The 15,685-nt window shown below is 57.3% G+C and carries 15 protein-coding genes; 3 read left to right on the top strand and 12 right to left on the bottom strand.

Going from position 1 to position 15,685, the window contains the following annotated elements; translation table 11 throughout:
* Positions 1-22 precede the first annotated feature (22 nt).
* From FJ145_21585 to FJ145_21545, 9 genes are all read right to left on the bottom strand, one after another.
* Positions 23-1,150 (bottom strand): alpha/beta fold hydrolase, encoded by a 1,128-nt coding sequence (locus FJ145_21585; protein ID MBM4264000.1) that lies wholly within the window; start codon positions 1,148-1,150, stop codon positions 23-25.
* A gap of 97 nt (positions 1,151-1,247) precedes the next feature.
* On the bottom strand, positions 1,248-2,228 hold the full coding sequence (locus FJ145_21580) for an ABC transporter substrate-binding protein (GenBank protein MBM4263999.1): 981 nt from the start codon (positions 2,226-2,228) through the stop codon (positions 1,248-1,250).
* 51 nt (positions 2,229-2,279) lie between these two features.
* Positions 2,280-3,260 (bottom strand): ABC transporter permease, encoded by a 981-nt coding sequence (locus FJ145_21575; GenBank protein ID MBM4263998.1) that lies wholly within the window; start codon positions 3,258-3,260, stop codon positions 2,280-2,282.
* 77 nt (positions 3,261-3,337) lie between these two features.
* On the bottom strand, positions 3,338-4,366 hold the full coding sequence (locus FJ145_21570; protein MBM4263997.1) for an ABC transporter permease: 1,029 nt from the start codon (positions 4,364-4,366) through the stop codon (positions 3,338-3,340).
* Between the two features lie 8 nt (positions 4,367-4,374).
* The gene (locus FJ145_21565) at positions 4,375-6,117 is read right to left on the bottom strand and encodes a hypothetical protein (protein MBM4263996.1); all 1,743 of its coding nucleotides are present in this window, start codon (positions 6,115-6,117) and stop codon (positions 4,375-4,377) included.
* 44 nt (positions 6,118-6,161) lie between these two features.
* Positions 6,162-6,977 carry a DUF4292 domain-containing protein gene (locus tag FJ145_21560; GenBank protein ID MBM4263995.1) on the bottom strand — a complete coding sequence of 272 codons (816 nt, stop codon included), beginning with the start codon at positions 6,975-6,977 and terminating at the stop codon, positions 6,162-6,164.
* 2 nt (positions 6,978-6,979) lie between these two features.
* Entirely contained in the window at positions 6,980-8,725 is a 1,746-nt protein-coding gene (locus FJ145_21555; GenBank protein MBM4263994.1) for a tetratricopeptide repeat protein, read from the bottom strand.
* Between the two features lie 121 nt (positions 8,726-8,846).
* Entirely contained in the window at positions 8,847-9,227 is a 381-nt protein-coding gene (locus tag FJ145_21550; protein ID MBM4263993.1) for a hypothetical protein, read from the bottom strand.
* Positions 9,228-9,244: 17 nt separating this feature from the next.
* On the bottom strand, positions 9,245-10,210 hold the full coding sequence (locus tag FJ145_21545) for a hypothetical protein (GenBank protein MBM4263992.1): 966 nt from the start codon (positions 10,208-10,210) through the stop codon (positions 9,245-9,247).
* Positions 10,211-10,659: 449 nt separating this feature from the next.
* Between FJ145_21545 and ligA the strand changes: the two genes are divergently transcribed.
* The gene (gene ligA, locus FJ145_21540) at positions 10,660-12,672 is read left to right on the top strand and encodes an NAD-dependent DNA ligase LigA (protein ID MBM4263991.1); all 2,013 of its coding nucleotides are present in this window, start codon (positions 10,660-10,662) and stop codon (positions 12,670-12,672) included.
* Between the two features lie 15 nt (positions 12,673-12,687).
* Here ligA and FJ145_21535 read toward each other — a convergent pair whose 3' ends face one another.
* Positions 12,688-13,002: an RNA-binding protein gene (locus tag FJ145_21535; GenBank protein ID MBM4263990.1), complete on the bottom strand. Its 315-nt coding sequence runs from the start codon at positions 13,000-13,002 to the stop codon at positions 12,688-12,690.
* Positions 13,003-13,231: 229 nt separating this feature from the next.
* Here FJ145_21535 and FJ145_21530 point away from each other — a divergent pair, with 229 nt between their 5' ends.
* Entirely contained in the window at positions 13,232-13,516 is a 285-nt protein-coding gene (locus FJ145_21530; GenBank protein ID MBM4263989.1) for an acylphosphatase, read from the top strand.
* 206 nt (positions 13,517-13,722) lie between these two features.
* Here the strand turns inward: FJ145_21530 and FJ145_21525 are convergent, their stop codons facing one another.
* Positions 13,723-14,316: an alpha-ketoglutarate-dependent dioxygenase AlkB gene (locus FJ145_21525; protein MBM4263988.1), complete on the bottom strand. Its 594-nt coding sequence runs from the start codon at positions 14,314-14,316 to the stop codon at positions 13,723-13,725.
* Between the two features lie 225 nt (positions 14,317-14,541).
* Here FJ145_21525 and FJ145_21520 point away from each other — a divergent pair, with 225 nt between their 5' ends.
* On the top strand, positions 14,542-14,862 hold the full coding sequence (locus FJ145_21520; protein ID MBM4263987.1) for a hypothetical protein: 321 nt from the start codon (positions 14,542-14,544) through the stop codon (positions 14,860-14,862).
* A gap of 109 nt (positions 14,863-14,971) precedes the next feature.
* Here the strand turns inward: FJ145_21520 and FJ145_21515 are convergent, their stop codons facing one another.
* Entirely contained in the window at positions 14,972-15,280 is a 309-nt protein-coding gene (locus FJ145_21515) for a hypothetical protein (GenBank protein MBM4263986.1), read from the bottom strand.
* Between the last annotated feature and the right edge of the window lie 405 nt (positions 15,281-15,685).

The raw sequence follows: 15,685 nt of genomic DNA, 5'->3' as shown, positions 1-15,685 counted from the left end.
AAATTTCAGATTCCAGATTCTTCTAGGCTAATTTTTCTTTCAGCCAGGTGGTGACGATATTCACCACCTCGTCGTTCGACTGTCCTTTTTTTCGCCCCATGTGGCCGGCGCCTTCCATGATCCGCAAGTCTTTCGGGCTGCCATGCTCGGCGAGCAGATAAAGATCGCTGATCGGATGCTGGTCGTCGTCCTTGCCGTTGATGCAGAGCAGCGGCGCGCTGGGTTGATCGATCAGCCCCTGCGTCACGAGCGATAATGTCGGCGCGGTCTTAAGAACTTCTTCCAATGTCTTCACGCCGAATATATAAGAGCGCGCGTCGAGCAGGCTCGACGGCCCCATGAGATATTGCGACGCGGTCAGCGTCAGCGCTGGGCGCAGCCACTCTTCTTGGAACGTGCGGTGCACACCGGCGCCCCAATTTACCGCGCCGCGCAGCCGTTTCGGTTCAGTATGCGCCAGCTTCGCCGCCCAGTAGCCGCCAAAGCTGCCGCCCATGCAAGCGATGCGCTTGCCGTCGATGTCCTTGCGGGTTTCCAAATAGTCCATCGCCGCGGAAAATGTCCGTTCCGCTTTCGGCTCTTGCCCAAGGCACGGATTCTCACCGGCGCCCGGCATGTCGATGGTGAAACAAGCGATGCCCATCTTGAGCAACACGTCATTGTTAGTCCGGCGATCTTCTTTCCAGCCGTCGACGCCGCCCCAGTGCATGACCACCGCCGGGCGGGTGACGCCCTTGGGCACTTGCAGATAACCGACGACTTTCTTCCCTTCGAAGGGAATCTCACAGCGCTCCAGCGGCGGATCCATATACGGCGCGGCCTTGAGAAAAGTTCTTAGCGCACCCGCGTAGCACTTCTTTTTCTCCGGGCTGCTCGGCACCGGATAGCGGCCAACGCGGAAATATTCGTAGGCGAGGTAGAACGTTTCGCCCGCATCTTTGGTCTTGCTCTGCTTTAACTGTTCGTCACCAAGCGTTTCATACTTGTCACCGAACTTGCCCCACTCGCGGCCCCACAGCTCTGGATCGAGACTCGTCAAGTTTTTCAGAATGTCATCGACATCTTGCTTCTTCACCCGCTCGAACGGATTGATGCGCCCGGCGCGGTGCGCGATGTCGGCTTTGATCTCTTCGAGAGTTTTTTCCGCCATCTGGATGCTCCTCTGAAACTTTCTTTCGGGTTTTTGATCCGAACCTTGGCGCCTTTGCGTCTTTGCGTCTTTGCGCGAGAAATGAATTTAGTCAGACTTACAGTTTCGCCCCAGGTTCTTTGGCTAGTAACTTCAATGCAGTTTTGTAAAACCGATCGTCGACAAACTGTTCCGGCTTGAAGTTAGGTTTCTCTTTCAACACGGCAAATTCCAATTCCGCCCGTTTGTAGAGGCCATCCGCGCTGAGCGCAGGAATATAGGCGTCGCGCATCAAATCCCACAATGACGCCGCCACCGGGCGTTCATTCATTCTCCCAGCTTTCATGATGATATCGATGGCGCCCTCGCGGTTGGCGCGCGTCCAATAAAGCGCCTTCATGACTGCGTTGACCATGCGTTGCGTCACGTCCGGCTCTTCCTGAACTTGCTTTTGCATGGCCTGCAGCGCGCTGAAGGGCACGTTTTTGAATTCGTCGCCCATGTAGACCAAGCGCTTGAAGCCGGCGTTGATCAAGTGGCGGTCCGTCGGCGGCGCCATCAATGCTGCCGAGGCGCGATTCTGCATCATCGCGGCCGCCTTGCCTTCGTTGTCAGGAATATTGAGATACTCGGCGAATTTGTCGTTGTAGCCATGCTTGACGAACAGCGCCTGCAGCACGCTATACGTCGAGCCGCCGAAGGTCACCGCGATCTTTTTGCCTTTTAAGTCTTCGAGCCGCTTGATTTCCGGGTTGACGATCAAACCAAACGGAATCTGATTAAAAATTTGCAGCAACACCCGCAGCGGCTCGCCCTTGAACATCGCATGCATCGACGGACCGAAGGCCGACGAATAGTGGACGCTGCCCGACACCAAAGCCTGCACGTTCATCGCGTTGCCGCGCAGGACGACGATGTTGACGTTCATCAGGCCAAACTCTTCGTAAAATTTCTTCTCTTTGGCGACGTAGTAAGCCAAGTGCTGCACGTTGCCCGGCCCAGGCAGCGAAACATAGATCGGCTTGGTGTGCTGCTGCCCAGGCGCAGCCGCCGGCAGCAACAGAACAGAAAACAGGGCGACGACCAACAGTCGTTTCATGAACTTCTCCCCCAACGAAAGTGGATACCCGAATTAACAGAAAGCGTCGGATTAACGCAAGCCCCGCAGCCGCGGATCGAGAGCGTCACGCAAGCCCTCGCCGACGAGATAGTAGGCGAGCACGGTAACAAAGATCGCAATGCCGGGAAAAACCGCCAGCCACCACGCAAACGTGTTGCTGCGCGCTTCGTTGAGAATCGAGCCCCAGGTCACCGTGTCGGCGGGCACGCCGATGCCCAAGAAGCTCAATCCCGATTCGAGCAAGATTGCGCCGGCCACACCGAGAATCACCGAGACCATCACAGGCGCAAGAGCATTCGGCAGAATGTGCCGAAACATGATCTTGCGATTGGAAACTCCCAGCGCTTGCGCGGCGGTGACGTAGTCGAGGCTGCGCAGCTTGAGAAACTCGTTGCGCGCAAAGCGCGCGATGCCGACCCAGCCGGTGAGGCCGATGATGATCATCGTCAGAAAGATGCTTGGCGGAAAGACCGCGGCGATCGTAATCAACAGAAAAAATGTCGGTATCGCCAACATCAACTCGAACAAGCGCGACACCACTAAATCCACCCAGCCGCCGAAGTAGCCCGCCAGCGCGCCAAGAATGACGCCGATCACGAGAGCAATTCCGACCGAAACGAAACCGATGGAGAGCGAAATGCGCGAGCCATGAATAATGCCGGCCATGACATCGCGGCCCAAACGATCGGTGCCAAGCCAGTGCTGCCGCGACGGGCGCGCAAAGGGCACGTCTAGATTCACCATGCTCGGCCGGTACGGGATCGGCGGGAACAGCGCACCTTGATGACTCAACTGCTGGTAATCGGCATTCACCAGCTCCGGTGCCACTTTGAGCAGGCCCAATTTTTCAAAGTAGCCGCGCACAATCGGGAAGTAGGTTTTGCCTTGGTAGTGGACGTAGTAAGGCTTCTCGTTGGCGATAAAGTCGGCAAAGAGCGCGACGCCGACCAAGAAAACCACGACGTAATAGCCGGCAACGGCAACGCGATTGCGCTTGAACTCGCGCCACACGCGCGCGCTGAGCGTCTCGCCTCGCGCTTGGTTTTCGTTTACCTGCTCCACGCTGTTCTCGGAAAAAATGGCTAGACTTAGCCGCGCCGGCCAAAGGCGATGCGCGGATCGACCATCGCTAGCAGTAAATCGGAAAGCAGTATGCCCAACAGCGTCAACAAAGCGCTTACAGTAAACAGCGCCATGACCACCGGAAAATCGCGCGCCAGCACCGCTTCGTAGCCCAACTGCCCCAACCCGGGAATAGAAAAGATCGTCTCGACGATAACGCTGCCGCCAATCAAGCCCGGCAGCAATCCGGCGAGAATCGTCACCATCGGAATCAACGAATTGCGCAACACATGCTTGTAGATCACGATTCCTTCAGGGAGTCCCTTGGAGCGCGCGGTCTGCACGAAGTCCTGGCGTAGCTGCTCCAACATGCCTGAGCGCATATAGCGCGATAAACCGGCGAATCCCGCGTAGGAAAGCATCAAAACCGGCAAGAACAGATGCCACGCCTGGTCTTTGAGCCGCTGCCAAAGCGGCCAATCGGGCGAGTAATCGATGGAGCTCAAGCCGCCCGGTGGAAAGATAAACCAAAAGTCGCCGCCGCAAAGAAAAACAATCGCCATGGTGCCAAGCCACACGACCGGCAACGCAAACAGGACGAAAGCAAACAACGTAGTCAGCTGATCGCCAATGGAATAAGAATGAGTCGCCGAGTAGATACCCAAGGGAATCGCGACCAGATAAACCAAGAAAATCGACAGCAGGTTGAGCTTGATCGTCACCGGCAGCCGTTCGCGAATCTTATCCACCACCGGCTGGTTATCTTTGTAGGACTCGCCGAAATTAAGCGTGAAAAGATTCTTCATCCAGACGGCGTACTGCACCGGCAGCGGCTTATCGAGACCGTACTGGGCGCGCCACTGCGCAATCGCGGTGTCGACCACGCCGCGCTTTTCCGTCGCAAGACCGCCTTCACCGGCGCCGCGCAGGCCGCCGCCGGCGCGCAACTCCGCCGGATCGCCGGGCGCCAGCCGCATGATCAAAAAACTGATCAGCGTTACGCCGACAAAGGTCGGTATCAGCAAGAGAAAACGCTGAACGAGATACGAGCCCATCGAGCGGCTTAATTGTTGGAAGGTTTGCTGCCATACTTTTGCGCACCCGCCGGCGTCCACCAATCGAGCGGCCGCAGACCGCCGATGGGCAGCACCTCGACGCCGCGGAAGCGCCGGCTCACCGCCGAGATCGATTTGGGTGTAAAGAGAAACGTGTACGGCTGATCATCGTGGAGAATTTTCTGAAACTCGCGATAGAGCTCGATGCGCTTTTTCGGATCGAACTCGCGCCGATACTCTTCGAGGATCTTGTCGACCCGCGGGTTTTTATAGGCGATGTGGTTCGAGCCTTTGTTCGCCGCCTGCGACGAATGCCACACCTGGTAGGCGTCCGGCTCGGTGACGCTCATCGCCCAACCGAGAATCATCGCGTCATACTTGCGCCCTTTGATTTCCGAGAGAAACACCGTCCAGTCCAACTCGCGCACGGTGGCACCGATGCCATGTTTCTTCAACTCGTCCTGCAGCGCCAGGGCGACGCTCTTGCGCGTCGTGTTGCCGGAGTTGAACTTGATCTCAAACCGGAACGGCACCTTCTTGCCATCGATGGTCTTGTCCAAGATGCCGTCGCCATCGCTATCTTTCCAACCGGCTTCGGCAAGCAGCTCCAGCGCTTTTTTCGGGTCGTAGGGAATACTCGCCAAGCTCTTGTCGTATTCCGGCCGATGAAAGTAAATCGGCCCGTCGACCACTTGACCGAGATTGAAGAGAATCGTCTTGACCATCTGCTTGCGATCGGTCAGATGGGTCATCGCTTTGCGCACCCGCTTGTCGCTAAAAATCGGATGATCGTTATTCCAGCCGATGTAGGAGTAATTGGGTGAAAAGTATTCGTGCTTTTCGAAATCTTTCTTGAAACGGTCGCCACCGGTTTGCTGCATATGCTGCAGCGGCTGCAGCCCCATGGTGTCCAGGCTGCCGCTCTTGAGACTCGTCAACGCGGCATCCGGGTTGTTAATCACGCGATATCGGTGGCGGTCGAAGTAGGCTTGATCGATGCCCGGCTTGCCGATGCCCCAATATTTCGGGTCGCGCACCAACTCGACTTCTTGGCCGGTTTTCCATGCTTGAAACTTGTACGGCCCGCTGCCCATCGGGTTGCGGCTGTAATTTTTGTTGAACTGCTCGGCAAATTTCTTCGCGTTATCGGAAAGTTTGGCCGGGTCGGCAAGATCTTTGATGCCGACATCCTTCATCAAATTTTGCGGGTCATAGTAATGGCGCGGCAAAACTTCGATGCCGCCCAGCATGGTTTCGTTGAGAAAGTACGGCTCTTTGATGCTGAAGCGTATCGTGTGCTCGTCGACTAGCTGCGCATCGGTCACCGACTCATAGTAAACCCGCGCAAATGGCGCGTTGACCAGCGGGTTCTTGATCGCTTTGACGCTGAACAACACATCCTCGCCCGTCAGTTTGCGGCCGTCTTGGAAGTGCGCGTCTTTGCGAATTTTGAAAGTGTAAGTCAACTTGTCCGCCGCGATGGTCGGACGCGCTTCGGCGAGCAGCGGCTTCAGCTCCAATGTGCGCGGATCGCGGGTCAACAACGTCTGCACGATATAGCCGAGAATCGCACTGGCGCCGGCGTCGTTGCTGGTGAGCGGATTGAGCTGTTCGGGATCGCTCAGGATATGCGCCAACAGCCAATCGCCGGTCACCGGTGTTGGCTGCGCTTGGCCGAAGCTCCGGCTAGCGGGCCCAACGGCCACGGTGACCAGGAGCGCAACTAAGGCTAACTTCCTGACAGCCATCATCGACTTCCTCCTAAATAATGCCGTCGAAAATAATCTGCCATGTCCTACCAACCCACCGCCTCCATCCGATACTCCTTGACATGGGCCGGTTTAGTTTGGGTAAACAAATCGGCCGGAATCGCGGTATTGATCTCCGGCTCTTCAATGCGAATCTCCAAGCGCTTGTTCTGCAGCGGCGCTTCGAGCTGCAGGCGCGTGGCAAAAGCGCCCGCGGGAGTTTCGATGTAATCGCCGAAGCGCGCCGCCAGCTCAACTTCACCCGTCTCGGCAAAACGCTGCCACTCCGTGGGCACGGGCAGCTGCGACTCAAAGGCAACTCGATCTTGTTTCCGGCCGTTGGCTGAAAAAATCAGTGCATTGCTCTCCTGCACCGAGGGCATTTTGGTGTTGACCGGCGGCAACCCGATTAGCAGCGTGGTAATGTCGTTTAGTTCCAATGGCATCTGGGTGAAGCGCACCAGGTTTTGCTTTGACGGCGCGCCGCGCAGCAAGATGCCCTCGCGCGGATGATGGGCGATCACCTCTTCACCGTTGACTGTGACAATCAGGATGGCGCCCAAGAACGTCAGGGTTTCCAAACGCAGGCGATCCGGCCGCTGCACCAAAATTGCCTCCTGAAAGCTTTGCTTTCCCTCAGGGCCGGCATAGTTGACCCGCGCCAATGCGCGTACTGAGCGAAACTGGTGGCTTCTTTGTTCAAGCGCGCCGATCAGCTCGCTCGCCTGCCACGGCCGGACTGGCGCTTGCACCGGAGCCGGTTGCGACACAGTAGTTGCACAACCGCCAAGATTGGCGCACATGGCCGCCAACACCAACGTGACAAGAACTCGCGGACAGCTCAAGCTTCTGAGCCGTCGCAAGATCAAGTCTTTTTCTCCAGCCGTTGGATTTTCTCACGAATGCGTTTGGTTTGGTCGGCCTCTTTGGAGCGCTTCAGCGCATCACGGTAGCGCGCCAGCGCGCGATCGAGCTTGCCGACTTTTTCATAGGCGTCGCCCAAATGCTCGATGATCGTCGGGTCGTCGACGGTGATTTCGGCTGCCCTTTCCAACTGCTCCACCGCACGCACGTAATCGCCTTTTTGATAGTAGACCCAGCCAAGGCTGTCGATGTAAAAGCCGTCGTTCGGTTCAATTTTCAGTGCGCGCACGATCAATTCTTCGGCTTCGTCGAGCTGTACGCCCATCTCCGCCCAGGTATAGCCAAGATAGTTAAGCGCCGCGGCGTTTTTTGGATTGAGCTCGATGGCCCGCTTCATGCTCGCGATGGTCTTCTCTTTGTTCTTGTTTTCGTCGTGCAGCGCGCCCAATTGAAAGTGCGCCTGGTCGTTTTTCGGATCGAGAGTGACGACCCGCTCCATCGCCTGGATGGCTTTCGGATAGTCCTTGGTCTTGCGGTAGAGCGACGACAGAAAGGCATGAATCTCTTTGCGATCGTTGGCCTTGCGTAGCGCCGGCTGCAGGACTTCGATGGCTTTCTGCGGCCACTCTTTGCGATCGTGCAAATAGGCGGCCTGCAAGCGCGCGTCGACGTAGAGATCGCTCTTCTCGGGAATGCGCTCGAACTGCTCCAACGCCTTGTCGTCGGACTTGAGCTCGGCGTAGGTGGCACCAAGATAGTAGCGTGCCCGGTCATTCTGCGGATCACCCACTAGAACGAGATTGAACTCGGTGGCGGCGCGCTCGAAATCGCCGCGTTCAAATGAAATCAGGCCGATCTTGATGCGCGTCTCGCGCGGATCGGCCTCGGTGGATTCAACCTTCTCAAATTGGCTGAGCGCTTCGCTCAGTTTGTTTTGCCCGACGTAGAGCTCACCCAGCCGTTTGCGCGCCCATACGTTCTGCGCGTTGATCTGCAGCAACCGTTGATAGGTCTGAATCGCATCTTCGGCTTTGCCTTGCAGCTCATAGACCAACGCCAAATCCATCAGCACCGCTTCCGATTTCGGATTGATCTCCAGCGCTTTGCGGTAGCTCTGCTCGGCGGCAAGATAGAGTTTGCTTTTGGCGCGCACGCGCCCGAGATAGTAGTGACCCAGGAGCGAATTATCGTCGACCTTCAAAAGCTCTTCGAGCAGCGCCGTGGCACGCGCATGGTCATCGAGCTGCAAGTATAGTGCGCCGGCGTAGAGCAGCGCTTCCTGGTTTTTCGAGTCAAGCTTCAGGACCGCGTTGTACTCGGCCAACCCCTTTTGATTTTCGCCCAAGGAAGAATAGAGACCCGCGAGCAAGAGCCGGTTCTCCACCCGTTGCGGCTCCAACGCCGCGGCCGCTTCGGCTTCCACGACCGCTTTCTTCAAATCGCCGCGGCGCAGGTACAATGTAGCAAGCCGGTAGTGCAGAAAGGCGTCATTGGGATTGGCCCGCGCCGCCGCTTCAAACTCTTTGAGCGCTCCTTCGAAATCGCCTTCGCTGCTAAGCAGGGTGCCTCTCAAATAGTGCGACATGCTGAGCGCATCGCCGGAGAGCTCAATACGACCTTGTCGGGGGAACGGCCCTTCGGGTTGTCCAGCGGGACCATCAGGGGGGACGGCAGGATTGGGCACCGCAGCCGCGCAGCCGGAGAGGACAAAGAGCGCAGCGATCAAACCGAAACGGCGTGTACCCATGTTCTAGAACGGTTAACACACTCCCCCTGGGGGGTCAACGTAAGGTGGTTCGCGTAGAGTGTAGCATTGACATCAAGCTTGCGTGTTGCTGCAAACTTTTCTTGGGCGCATTGCAGCTCGGTTAGCGCAAGATCGAGTACATCTTTTTGGCGGCCTTGAAAGCCGGCCCGCCGCTTCCGACGAAATTCCGGAAGAGCCGTTCCGTGCGCGAGCCAAACCGATGGAGCACAAAGTCAATGGGAAACCGGTCGCGATAGGTTTGCATGTAGCGAGCCACTTCCGCAGCGCTCCTCGCCATGCCATTGTCGGCGACCTTCGCGGTCAGGAAGGTGAACTCACCGAGACTGGGCGGTTCCCACTTTCCTAAGAAAGTCGTCTTCATGAAATTACCAATCAACAAGTCGTCAAAGACATTGTAACGAACCGCAGTTAACAGCGACTGCCGCGGGACTTCGAATCGCAGCCGCCGCTCGGTTTCGGCCTCAGAAAAAGCAACCGTCAAGGTCTTGCCGCCGACCTTCAGCTCAATGGCCGCGATACTTCTACGCAGGGACTCGATCTTGCGAAAATAACTCTCGACCTCAAGGCCTCACTTTTGTCCAAAACCTCGTTCCATCGGTCGCCAAATTCCTCGGGGTGCTTGATGCTCAGAGGAAGTTTCTTTGGCCGGATCTCCGTCACGCAATCATTTTCGCAATTGTACTGGATGAACGCCGGCAATATTCTGATGCCCTGAACTTCGCTCCCGCGGTTGTAGAAGGCCTCCAAAGGAGCGGTGTATTGGGATGCCCACCGGCTGTCGCTGCGCTGATACACGTGGAAGGAGCTAAAGGGCACAATATCGGTCGCTCGATAAAACTTTCCCCAAAATCCCAATTGATCCGCTAGCGTGCCGCGACTTTTCAAATCCGCGGCAACCGGAATCATCGGCGACCCGTCTTCGCGGAAGCAATGGATCATGTCGATGTCGCCGTAGCCAAAGGTCTTCAGCAGGATGCGCTGGTTAAATTGTTTGGCGAGTCGCTGCACGAAACCGGCGTGACCCCTGGGGGAGGTATCGTTCATATTCAGGAGCAGCGTCTGCCCCATCTTTATTAACAGAACCCCGTCTTGGTAGTAGTCAGAAAGGCACATCACCTCGATTCGAGGAGACAGCTTCACCCATTTGCGGTCGGGTAAGATTTGATATTTTAGTCCAGCATGCTGGAAGTCGTTGGCGATGCGTCCGCCGACGTGATCCGGCAACAGAAATTCCCTTCCGGTGAGCTCAGCCAGAGAGTCCGCATTCAGATGATCCGGATGGCCGTGCGAGAACCAAACGTAGCGGCTCGTCAGAATGTTCTCGAGCTGAGCCTGGGGAATCTCTTGCTCACGGGTCCAGCTGCCAAAGTACGCGTGGGGCGTAATCCAGGGATCGGTGGTGAGGACGGGCTTACCGTCAAAACAGGTAACTGTGGCGTTTCCTATGGTTTCGAATCCGTACATGAGAGGCTCCTTGCCAAGGTGGAGACTGCTAACACCTCGGTATGGGATCGAGAGCCAATCACGTCGAGCTCGGTGTCGACGACACAATGCCGAGCAGCGGCTTCGGTGCTGACGGGTGGGCTCGCAATCGTTGCAAAATCAATGAACAGCATCGGCACGCCTGGTCTTTTTTCGAAATCTTTTAGGATACGGGAATCGCTTTCCCTAGCCGAAAATATACTGCCGCTCGGTCGAGCGTGTCAACGACGATGGATCGCTGGAGATCAGCGACGGTTTCGCAAGGAAATGGTTCACCACGAAGACACGGAGATCACGAAGGCAAGAGGACGAAGTCATAGAACCGTCCTTGTCACAGAAAAGGAATCTGACGACGCTAACGGTCGCGACCCAAAACTTCATTCGCTCGGAGGAGTATGTTAATCGTACATAGGTTTTGACGACGATTCCCAATGACAACGCAAATTCAACAAGAGATCGCGCAGCTGCGCCAGCAGATTGAGAAGCACAATTACCGCTATCACGTGCTCGACGATCCGGAGATCAGCGATGCCGAGTACGACCAGTTATTTCGCCGTTTGACGGAGCTGGAAAGGCAGCATCCCGAATTTGCAAGCGCGGATTCGCCGACCCAGAAAGTCGGCGCGGCGCCGCTCGAGCGCTTCAAAACCGTGCAGCACACGGTGCCGATGCTCTCGCTTAACAACGCCACCGACGCCGAATCGTTGCAGGAATTTCAAGAACGCCTCCAACGCTTTCTCAAACACGACCAGAAAATTGAATATGCCGTCGAGCCCAAGATCGACGGTCTGGCGGTCGAGTTGGTCTACGTCGACGGCAAGTTCACCGTCGGCTCGACCCGCGGCGACGGCATCAACGGCGAAGACATCACGTTGAATCTCAAAACCATTCGGTCCATTCCGCTCACCTTGCGCACCGATGGCCACCCCGTGCCGCGGCGCTTGGAAGTGCGCGGCGAGGTTTTTCTTGGCCGCGAGGCGTTTCAGAAAATGAACCGCGAGCGCGAAGAAGAAGGCCAGCCGGCGTTCGCCAACCCGCGCAACGCCGCCGCGGGATCGCTCAAGCAACTGGATTCGACGATCACCGCTAAGCGGCCCCTGGATATTTTTTGCCACGGCGTGGGCAGCGTCGAAGGCGCGACGCTGACGAGCCATTGGCATTTTCGTGAGATGATTCACCACTGGGGCTTAAAGCCGGTGCCGCGCGGCCGCCTCTGTCATGGCTTGGACGACGTGCTGCGCTACCGCGATGAGATCGAAGCCGAGCGCGATGCGCTGCCCTACGAGATCGACGGGCTGGTGGTTAAAGTCAACAGCACCGAGCTGCAGCAGCGGCTCGGCCAGATCGCCCGCTCGCCGCGCTGGGCGATCGCTTACAAATTTAAGCCGCGCCAGGCGACGACAAAGATATTGGACATCCAAGCCAACGTCGGTCGCACCGGCACGCTGACTCCGGTGGCCAGCCTGGAACCGGTCGCCCTCGGCGGCGTCATCGTCAAGAGCGCATCGCTGCACAACATGGACGAGATCGGCCGCAAGGACATTCGCATCGGCGATACCATTGTCGTCGAGCGCGCCGGCGACGTCATTCCCTACGTCGTGAAAGTCCTCGAAGAAAAGCGCACGGCTGGCGAAAGACAGTTCGTCATGCCGGAGCGCTGCCCGGTCTGCGGCGCGGAAGTGTTTCGCGAAGAGGGCGAGGCCGCCTACCGCTGCACCGGCTTCTCCTGCGGCGCCAAGCTAAAAGAAAGTTTGAAATTCTTTGGCTCGCGCAACGCCATGGACATCGAAGGACTCGGCGAGAAACTGATCGAGCAATTGGTCGACCGCGAGCTCGTCCACGACGTGGCCGATCTTTACAGTCTGACCAAAGACCAGTTGGCCGGGCTTGAGCGCATGGCGGAAAAATCGGCGCAGAACCTGTTGGCCGCCCTCGAACGAAGCAAAGGCGCCAGTCTGCCGCGCTGCATCGCCGCCCTGGGCATTCGCCATGTCGGCGAAGCCACCGCCAAGTTATTGGCCGAGCACTTTGGCACGCTGGACAAAATCATGGACGCCAGCGAAGAGGAGCTCGTCGACGTGCGCGAGATTGGCCCCGAAGTAGCCAAAAGCATCGTGCGCTTTTTTCATCAGGAAAGTAACCGCGGGGTCATCGAGAAACTGCGCCACGCCGGCGTGCGATTCAGAATCGAACAGAAAAAAACCGGTGCCCTCTCAGGCGCCACTTTTGTGCTCACCGGCGGTTTAGACACGATGTCGCGTCTCGAAGCGCAAAAACGCCTCGAGGCGCTTGGCGGTCGCGTCACCTCCAGCGTTAGCAAAAACACCACGTATCTTGTCGCCGGCGCCGACCCTGGCTCCAAGCTCAAAAAAGCCCAGGAGTTGGGCGTCGCCGTTCTCGACGAAGACGCCCTGCTAAAGTTGCTGGAAAACAGTTTGAGCTAGCTTGCCCAGTCGCCGTCAGTAGCGCTCACGGCGCGACGGCCGGCCGCCGCCCAATCCGCCGCCTTCGCGCGAGTCGCGCGGCGCCTGCGGGCGCGCTTCGCTGACCACGATATTGCGGCCTTCGAAGTCGGTGCCGTTTAACGCCGTGGTGGCGCGCCCGGCTTCCTGGTCCGAACTCATTTCGACGAAGCCAAACCCCTTAGACTTACCGGTGAACTTGTCGGTGATGATTCGAGCGCTGACAACTGTTCCATGTTGTGCAAAATGTTGCTGCAGGCGATCTTCGGTAATGCTGTAGGGAAGATTACCGACGTAAAGCTTTGCCCCCATCTTGGCCCCTCCTTGTTGTACAACTCAAGCGTCGCTCGTCATGTGCGCGGGATCGGCTAAGCTAAAGGGCAGGGCCGCAACAGATCTAAGAATCACTCTCTAGGCGCGCTCTTCGCTAGACAGACCCTAAAATCGGCGCCAGACTACTGAAGTCGACCAGCGATTGTCAAACTAATAATTGGCACTTTTGAGACAATTCAAGCCGTTGCAGGACATTGAGGAGTACCACATGGCACCCGAAAACCAGTGCGCCGTGCGCCTGAAAATCACCGGCCGCGTCCAAGGCGTCTATTACCGCGCCTCGACTGTGCAGCAAGCGCAGGCTTTAGCGCTCACCGGTTGGGTGATGAACTGTCCCGACGGCTCCGTCGAAGCTTGGGCTGAAGGAAACAGAGAGCAGGTCAAGCGATTGATCGCCTGGTGCCGTCAAGGCCCCGAGGGCGCGCGCGTCACCGAGGTGGCGGTCGAGTGGCAGGAACCGCAGAATTACAAAGGCTTTCAGACCAGGCGTTAAGTGATGATGTGAAAACATTCAGGGTCCTGCGCCAAGGTTTCAAGACGAACGGCGCATGAGTCGCCCTTGTCGGGCGGCATCGGAGTTGAAATCGTTTATCAAAAGTCCGTTCAATCCTGAGCCCGTCGAAGGATTCTTGGCTTTTTTTTCCCTGTCATGCGGAGCGAAGCGAAGCATCTGCCGGTTCGCTGCGCCGCTATATTAGGCTAACCACCCACCCGCCGAAACGTCAGGTTCACTCGCGGGAGACACGGCTGGGTCATTTTTTCGATGCCATGTTTCCAGCAGTGCTGCGTCTCCCCTTTCATTAACAGCAGACTGCCGGAGGCAAGCTTCAGTCGCACCGGTTTGAGATCTTTTCGGCTCTTGTGTTTCAAGAGGAACATGCGCTCCGCGCCGAGGCTCAAAGACGCGATGGTCGGTCGGCGTCCAAGCTCCGGCTCGTCATCGCTGTGGAGCCCCATGCTGTCGCGCTCGTTGCGATAATAATTGAGCAGCACGCTGTTGAATGTCACGCCGGCGAGCTTTTCGACGCGCTGTTTGATGTCACGCAATGTTTCGGTCCAGGGCTGCGCCTCAAGGCGAATGCCCGAGTAGGTGTAAGCGATTCCCTCGTTGCCATACCAAGCGGTCAGCCGCGGCTGCGCATAGGTTTTGCCCCAAACGACAATCTTTTCGGCGCGCCAGGCGGTGCCAGTGATCAATCCCTGCATGATCGCTTCTGGCGTGTCGGCCAGCGGCAGTTGCGCCAGGTAGGAGATCTCAGCATCGGGCAGTGGGATCGCTTCAAAGCTCGTCATCACTGGGTGCAAATCATTTCATGGCGCCCGATCGGTGACAAGCCAGCCCACGCTGATGCTGCGACTAGCCACTTTGAGCGATGGCGCGGACGACGCCGCCCGATGTCGAAACCCGCAGATCGCTGCCAGGCGATTAGCATAGATTCGCACGGATAGGATTTGGCATTCTCGGGTGGAATAGTTGCCATGCTGGTCATGGCACCAACTTCGCTCTAGCGTCGCGCCATGAAAACCGCCACCGGTCAGATCGCCAAGGCAAGCTTACCAGAGCGGGAAATCCTCCAGCAGCTCCTGCTCTTCAATCTGTTTCTGCAAATAGTCGACGGGGTTTTTACCTACTCGCGCCACACCATGGCAACTTTCGGTCCGCTGTCCTGGAGCACGGTCGCGAGCGTGCTCTATCACAAGAGTTTGGCGTGTTTACTACTGGTGCTGATCGTTTGGTTGGGCAAGCGTAAGCCGGAACTGGCGGCCAAAGCGCTGGTTATCACCGGTACCATCTACACCGTATTTGCCATTTATAGCATCCACGATTTGATCGGCTGAGCTTCCGACGGCGCCCGAAAGCAGATCCTTCGCTAGCGCTCAGGATGACATAACCGGAAACTTCCGCACTACGACACAGTGTCCGAGCGGCGACAGCACGCCTCGCCTTTCACATTAGCGCAGATCTACAAGATGGCAGCGCCGCTTCGCTTGCAGGCGCGGCGCACAACCTGTGCGCGTCTTCAGCCGAGTCGATGAGAGCGCGGGCGTTGCGGCGCAAGTCGCCCCAGCTCAACAGATCGAGTCGCACTTTTCGGCGCAGCGCGCCTTGATAGGTCAGTCCGCGCGCGCCACAGTGGCGTGTGCATAGCCACAACTCGGACTTACCTTCAGTGTGCATGGGCGATCGGGCGATGGCAGCGCCGCAGACACAAGGCCGGCGCTCCATCCCGCGCGCGATAATTTTGATCTCTGCCATTGTCTTCGGTCCGATGATTTCTGAACATGCTCTGTGCGCCTGTTACGCAGAAAGCCGGACGCGATGAGGCGGGCTTCATAACTTTGCACCGATCGAGCCGCTCGGCTTAGTGGTTCTTGCGATCGTGCGCTTCGAGGTGCGCCTTCAAGAAAGCCAACGAATAGATGCGTGTACCGCAGCGTTTGCAGATACAAGCGCGCTGTTTGGTCTTGCGCACTGGAACTTTCTTGAACATGGTGGCGATTAGCAGTCTCATTTGTCATCCTCCGGAACAATTTGAGCTATGATCAAAGCGTGTGGAAATAGGAAATAGGTAGGCGTACCCTTTCGCGAATCTAAAAACGAAAGGCTGCCTGTTGGCGCAGGCAGGAAAGGATACGCCGATGAGAGAAAAGCACACTGAGG

Source organism: Deltaproteobacteria bacterium (assembly GCA_016874755.1).
GTDB lineage: Bacteria > Desulfobacterota > Binatia > UBA9968 > UBA9968 > DP-20.
The sequence above is the reverse complement of the archived record's forward strand: the minus strand, read 5'-3'. Positions and strand labels throughout refer to the sequence as shown.

Bases quoted from the DNA above. Each gene is read 5' to 3' on its own strand.
- FJ145_21525 (MBM4263988.1), bottom strand. From the start codon at position 14,316: ATGACGAGCTTTGAAGCGATCCCACTGCCCGATGCTGAGATCTCCTAC.
- FJ145_21565 (MBM4263996.1), bottom strand. From the start codon at position 6,117: ATGATGGCTGTCAGGAAGTTAGCCTTAGTTGCGCTCCTGGTCACCGTG.
- FJ145_21535 (MBM4263990.1), bottom strand. From the start codon at position 13,002: ATGGGGGCAAAGCTTTACGTCGGTAATCTTCCCTACAGCATTACCGAA.
- FJ145_21580 (MBM4263999.1), bottom strand. From the start codon at position 2,228: ATGAAACGACTGTTGGTCGTCGCCCTGTTTTCTGTTCTGTTGCTGCCG.
- FJ145_21530 (MBM4263989.1), top strand. From the start codon at position 13,232: ATGGCACCCGAAAACCAGTGCGCCGTGCGCCTGAAAATCACCGGCCGC.
- FJ145_21570 (MBM4263997.1), bottom strand. From the start codon at position 4,366: ATGGGCTCGTATCTCGTTCAGCGTTTTCTCTTGCTGATACCGACCTTT.
- FJ145_21515 (MBM4263986.1), bottom strand. From the start codon at position 15,280: ATGGCAGAGATCAAAATTATCGCGCGCGGGATGGAGCGCCGGCCTTGT.
- FJ145_21520 (MBM4263987.1), top strand. From the start codon at position 14,542: ATGAAAACCGCCACCGGTCAGATCGCCAAGGCAAGCTTACCAGAGCGG.
- FJ145_21555 (MBM4263994.1), bottom strand. From the start codon at position 8,725: ATGGGTACACGCCGTTTCGGTTTGATCGCTGCGCTCTTTGTCCTCTCC.
- FJ145_21585 (MBM4264000.1), bottom strand. From the start codon at position 1,150: ATGGCGGAAAAAACTCTCGAAGAGATCAAAGCCGACATCGCGCACCGC.
- ligA (MBM4263991.1), top strand. From the start codon at position 10,660: ATGACAACGCAAATTCAACAAGAGATCGCGCAGCTGCGCCAGCAGATT.
- FJ145_21545 (MBM4263992.1), bottom strand. From the start codon at position 10,210: ATGTACGGATTCGAAACCATAGGAAACGCCACAGTTACCTGTTTTGAC.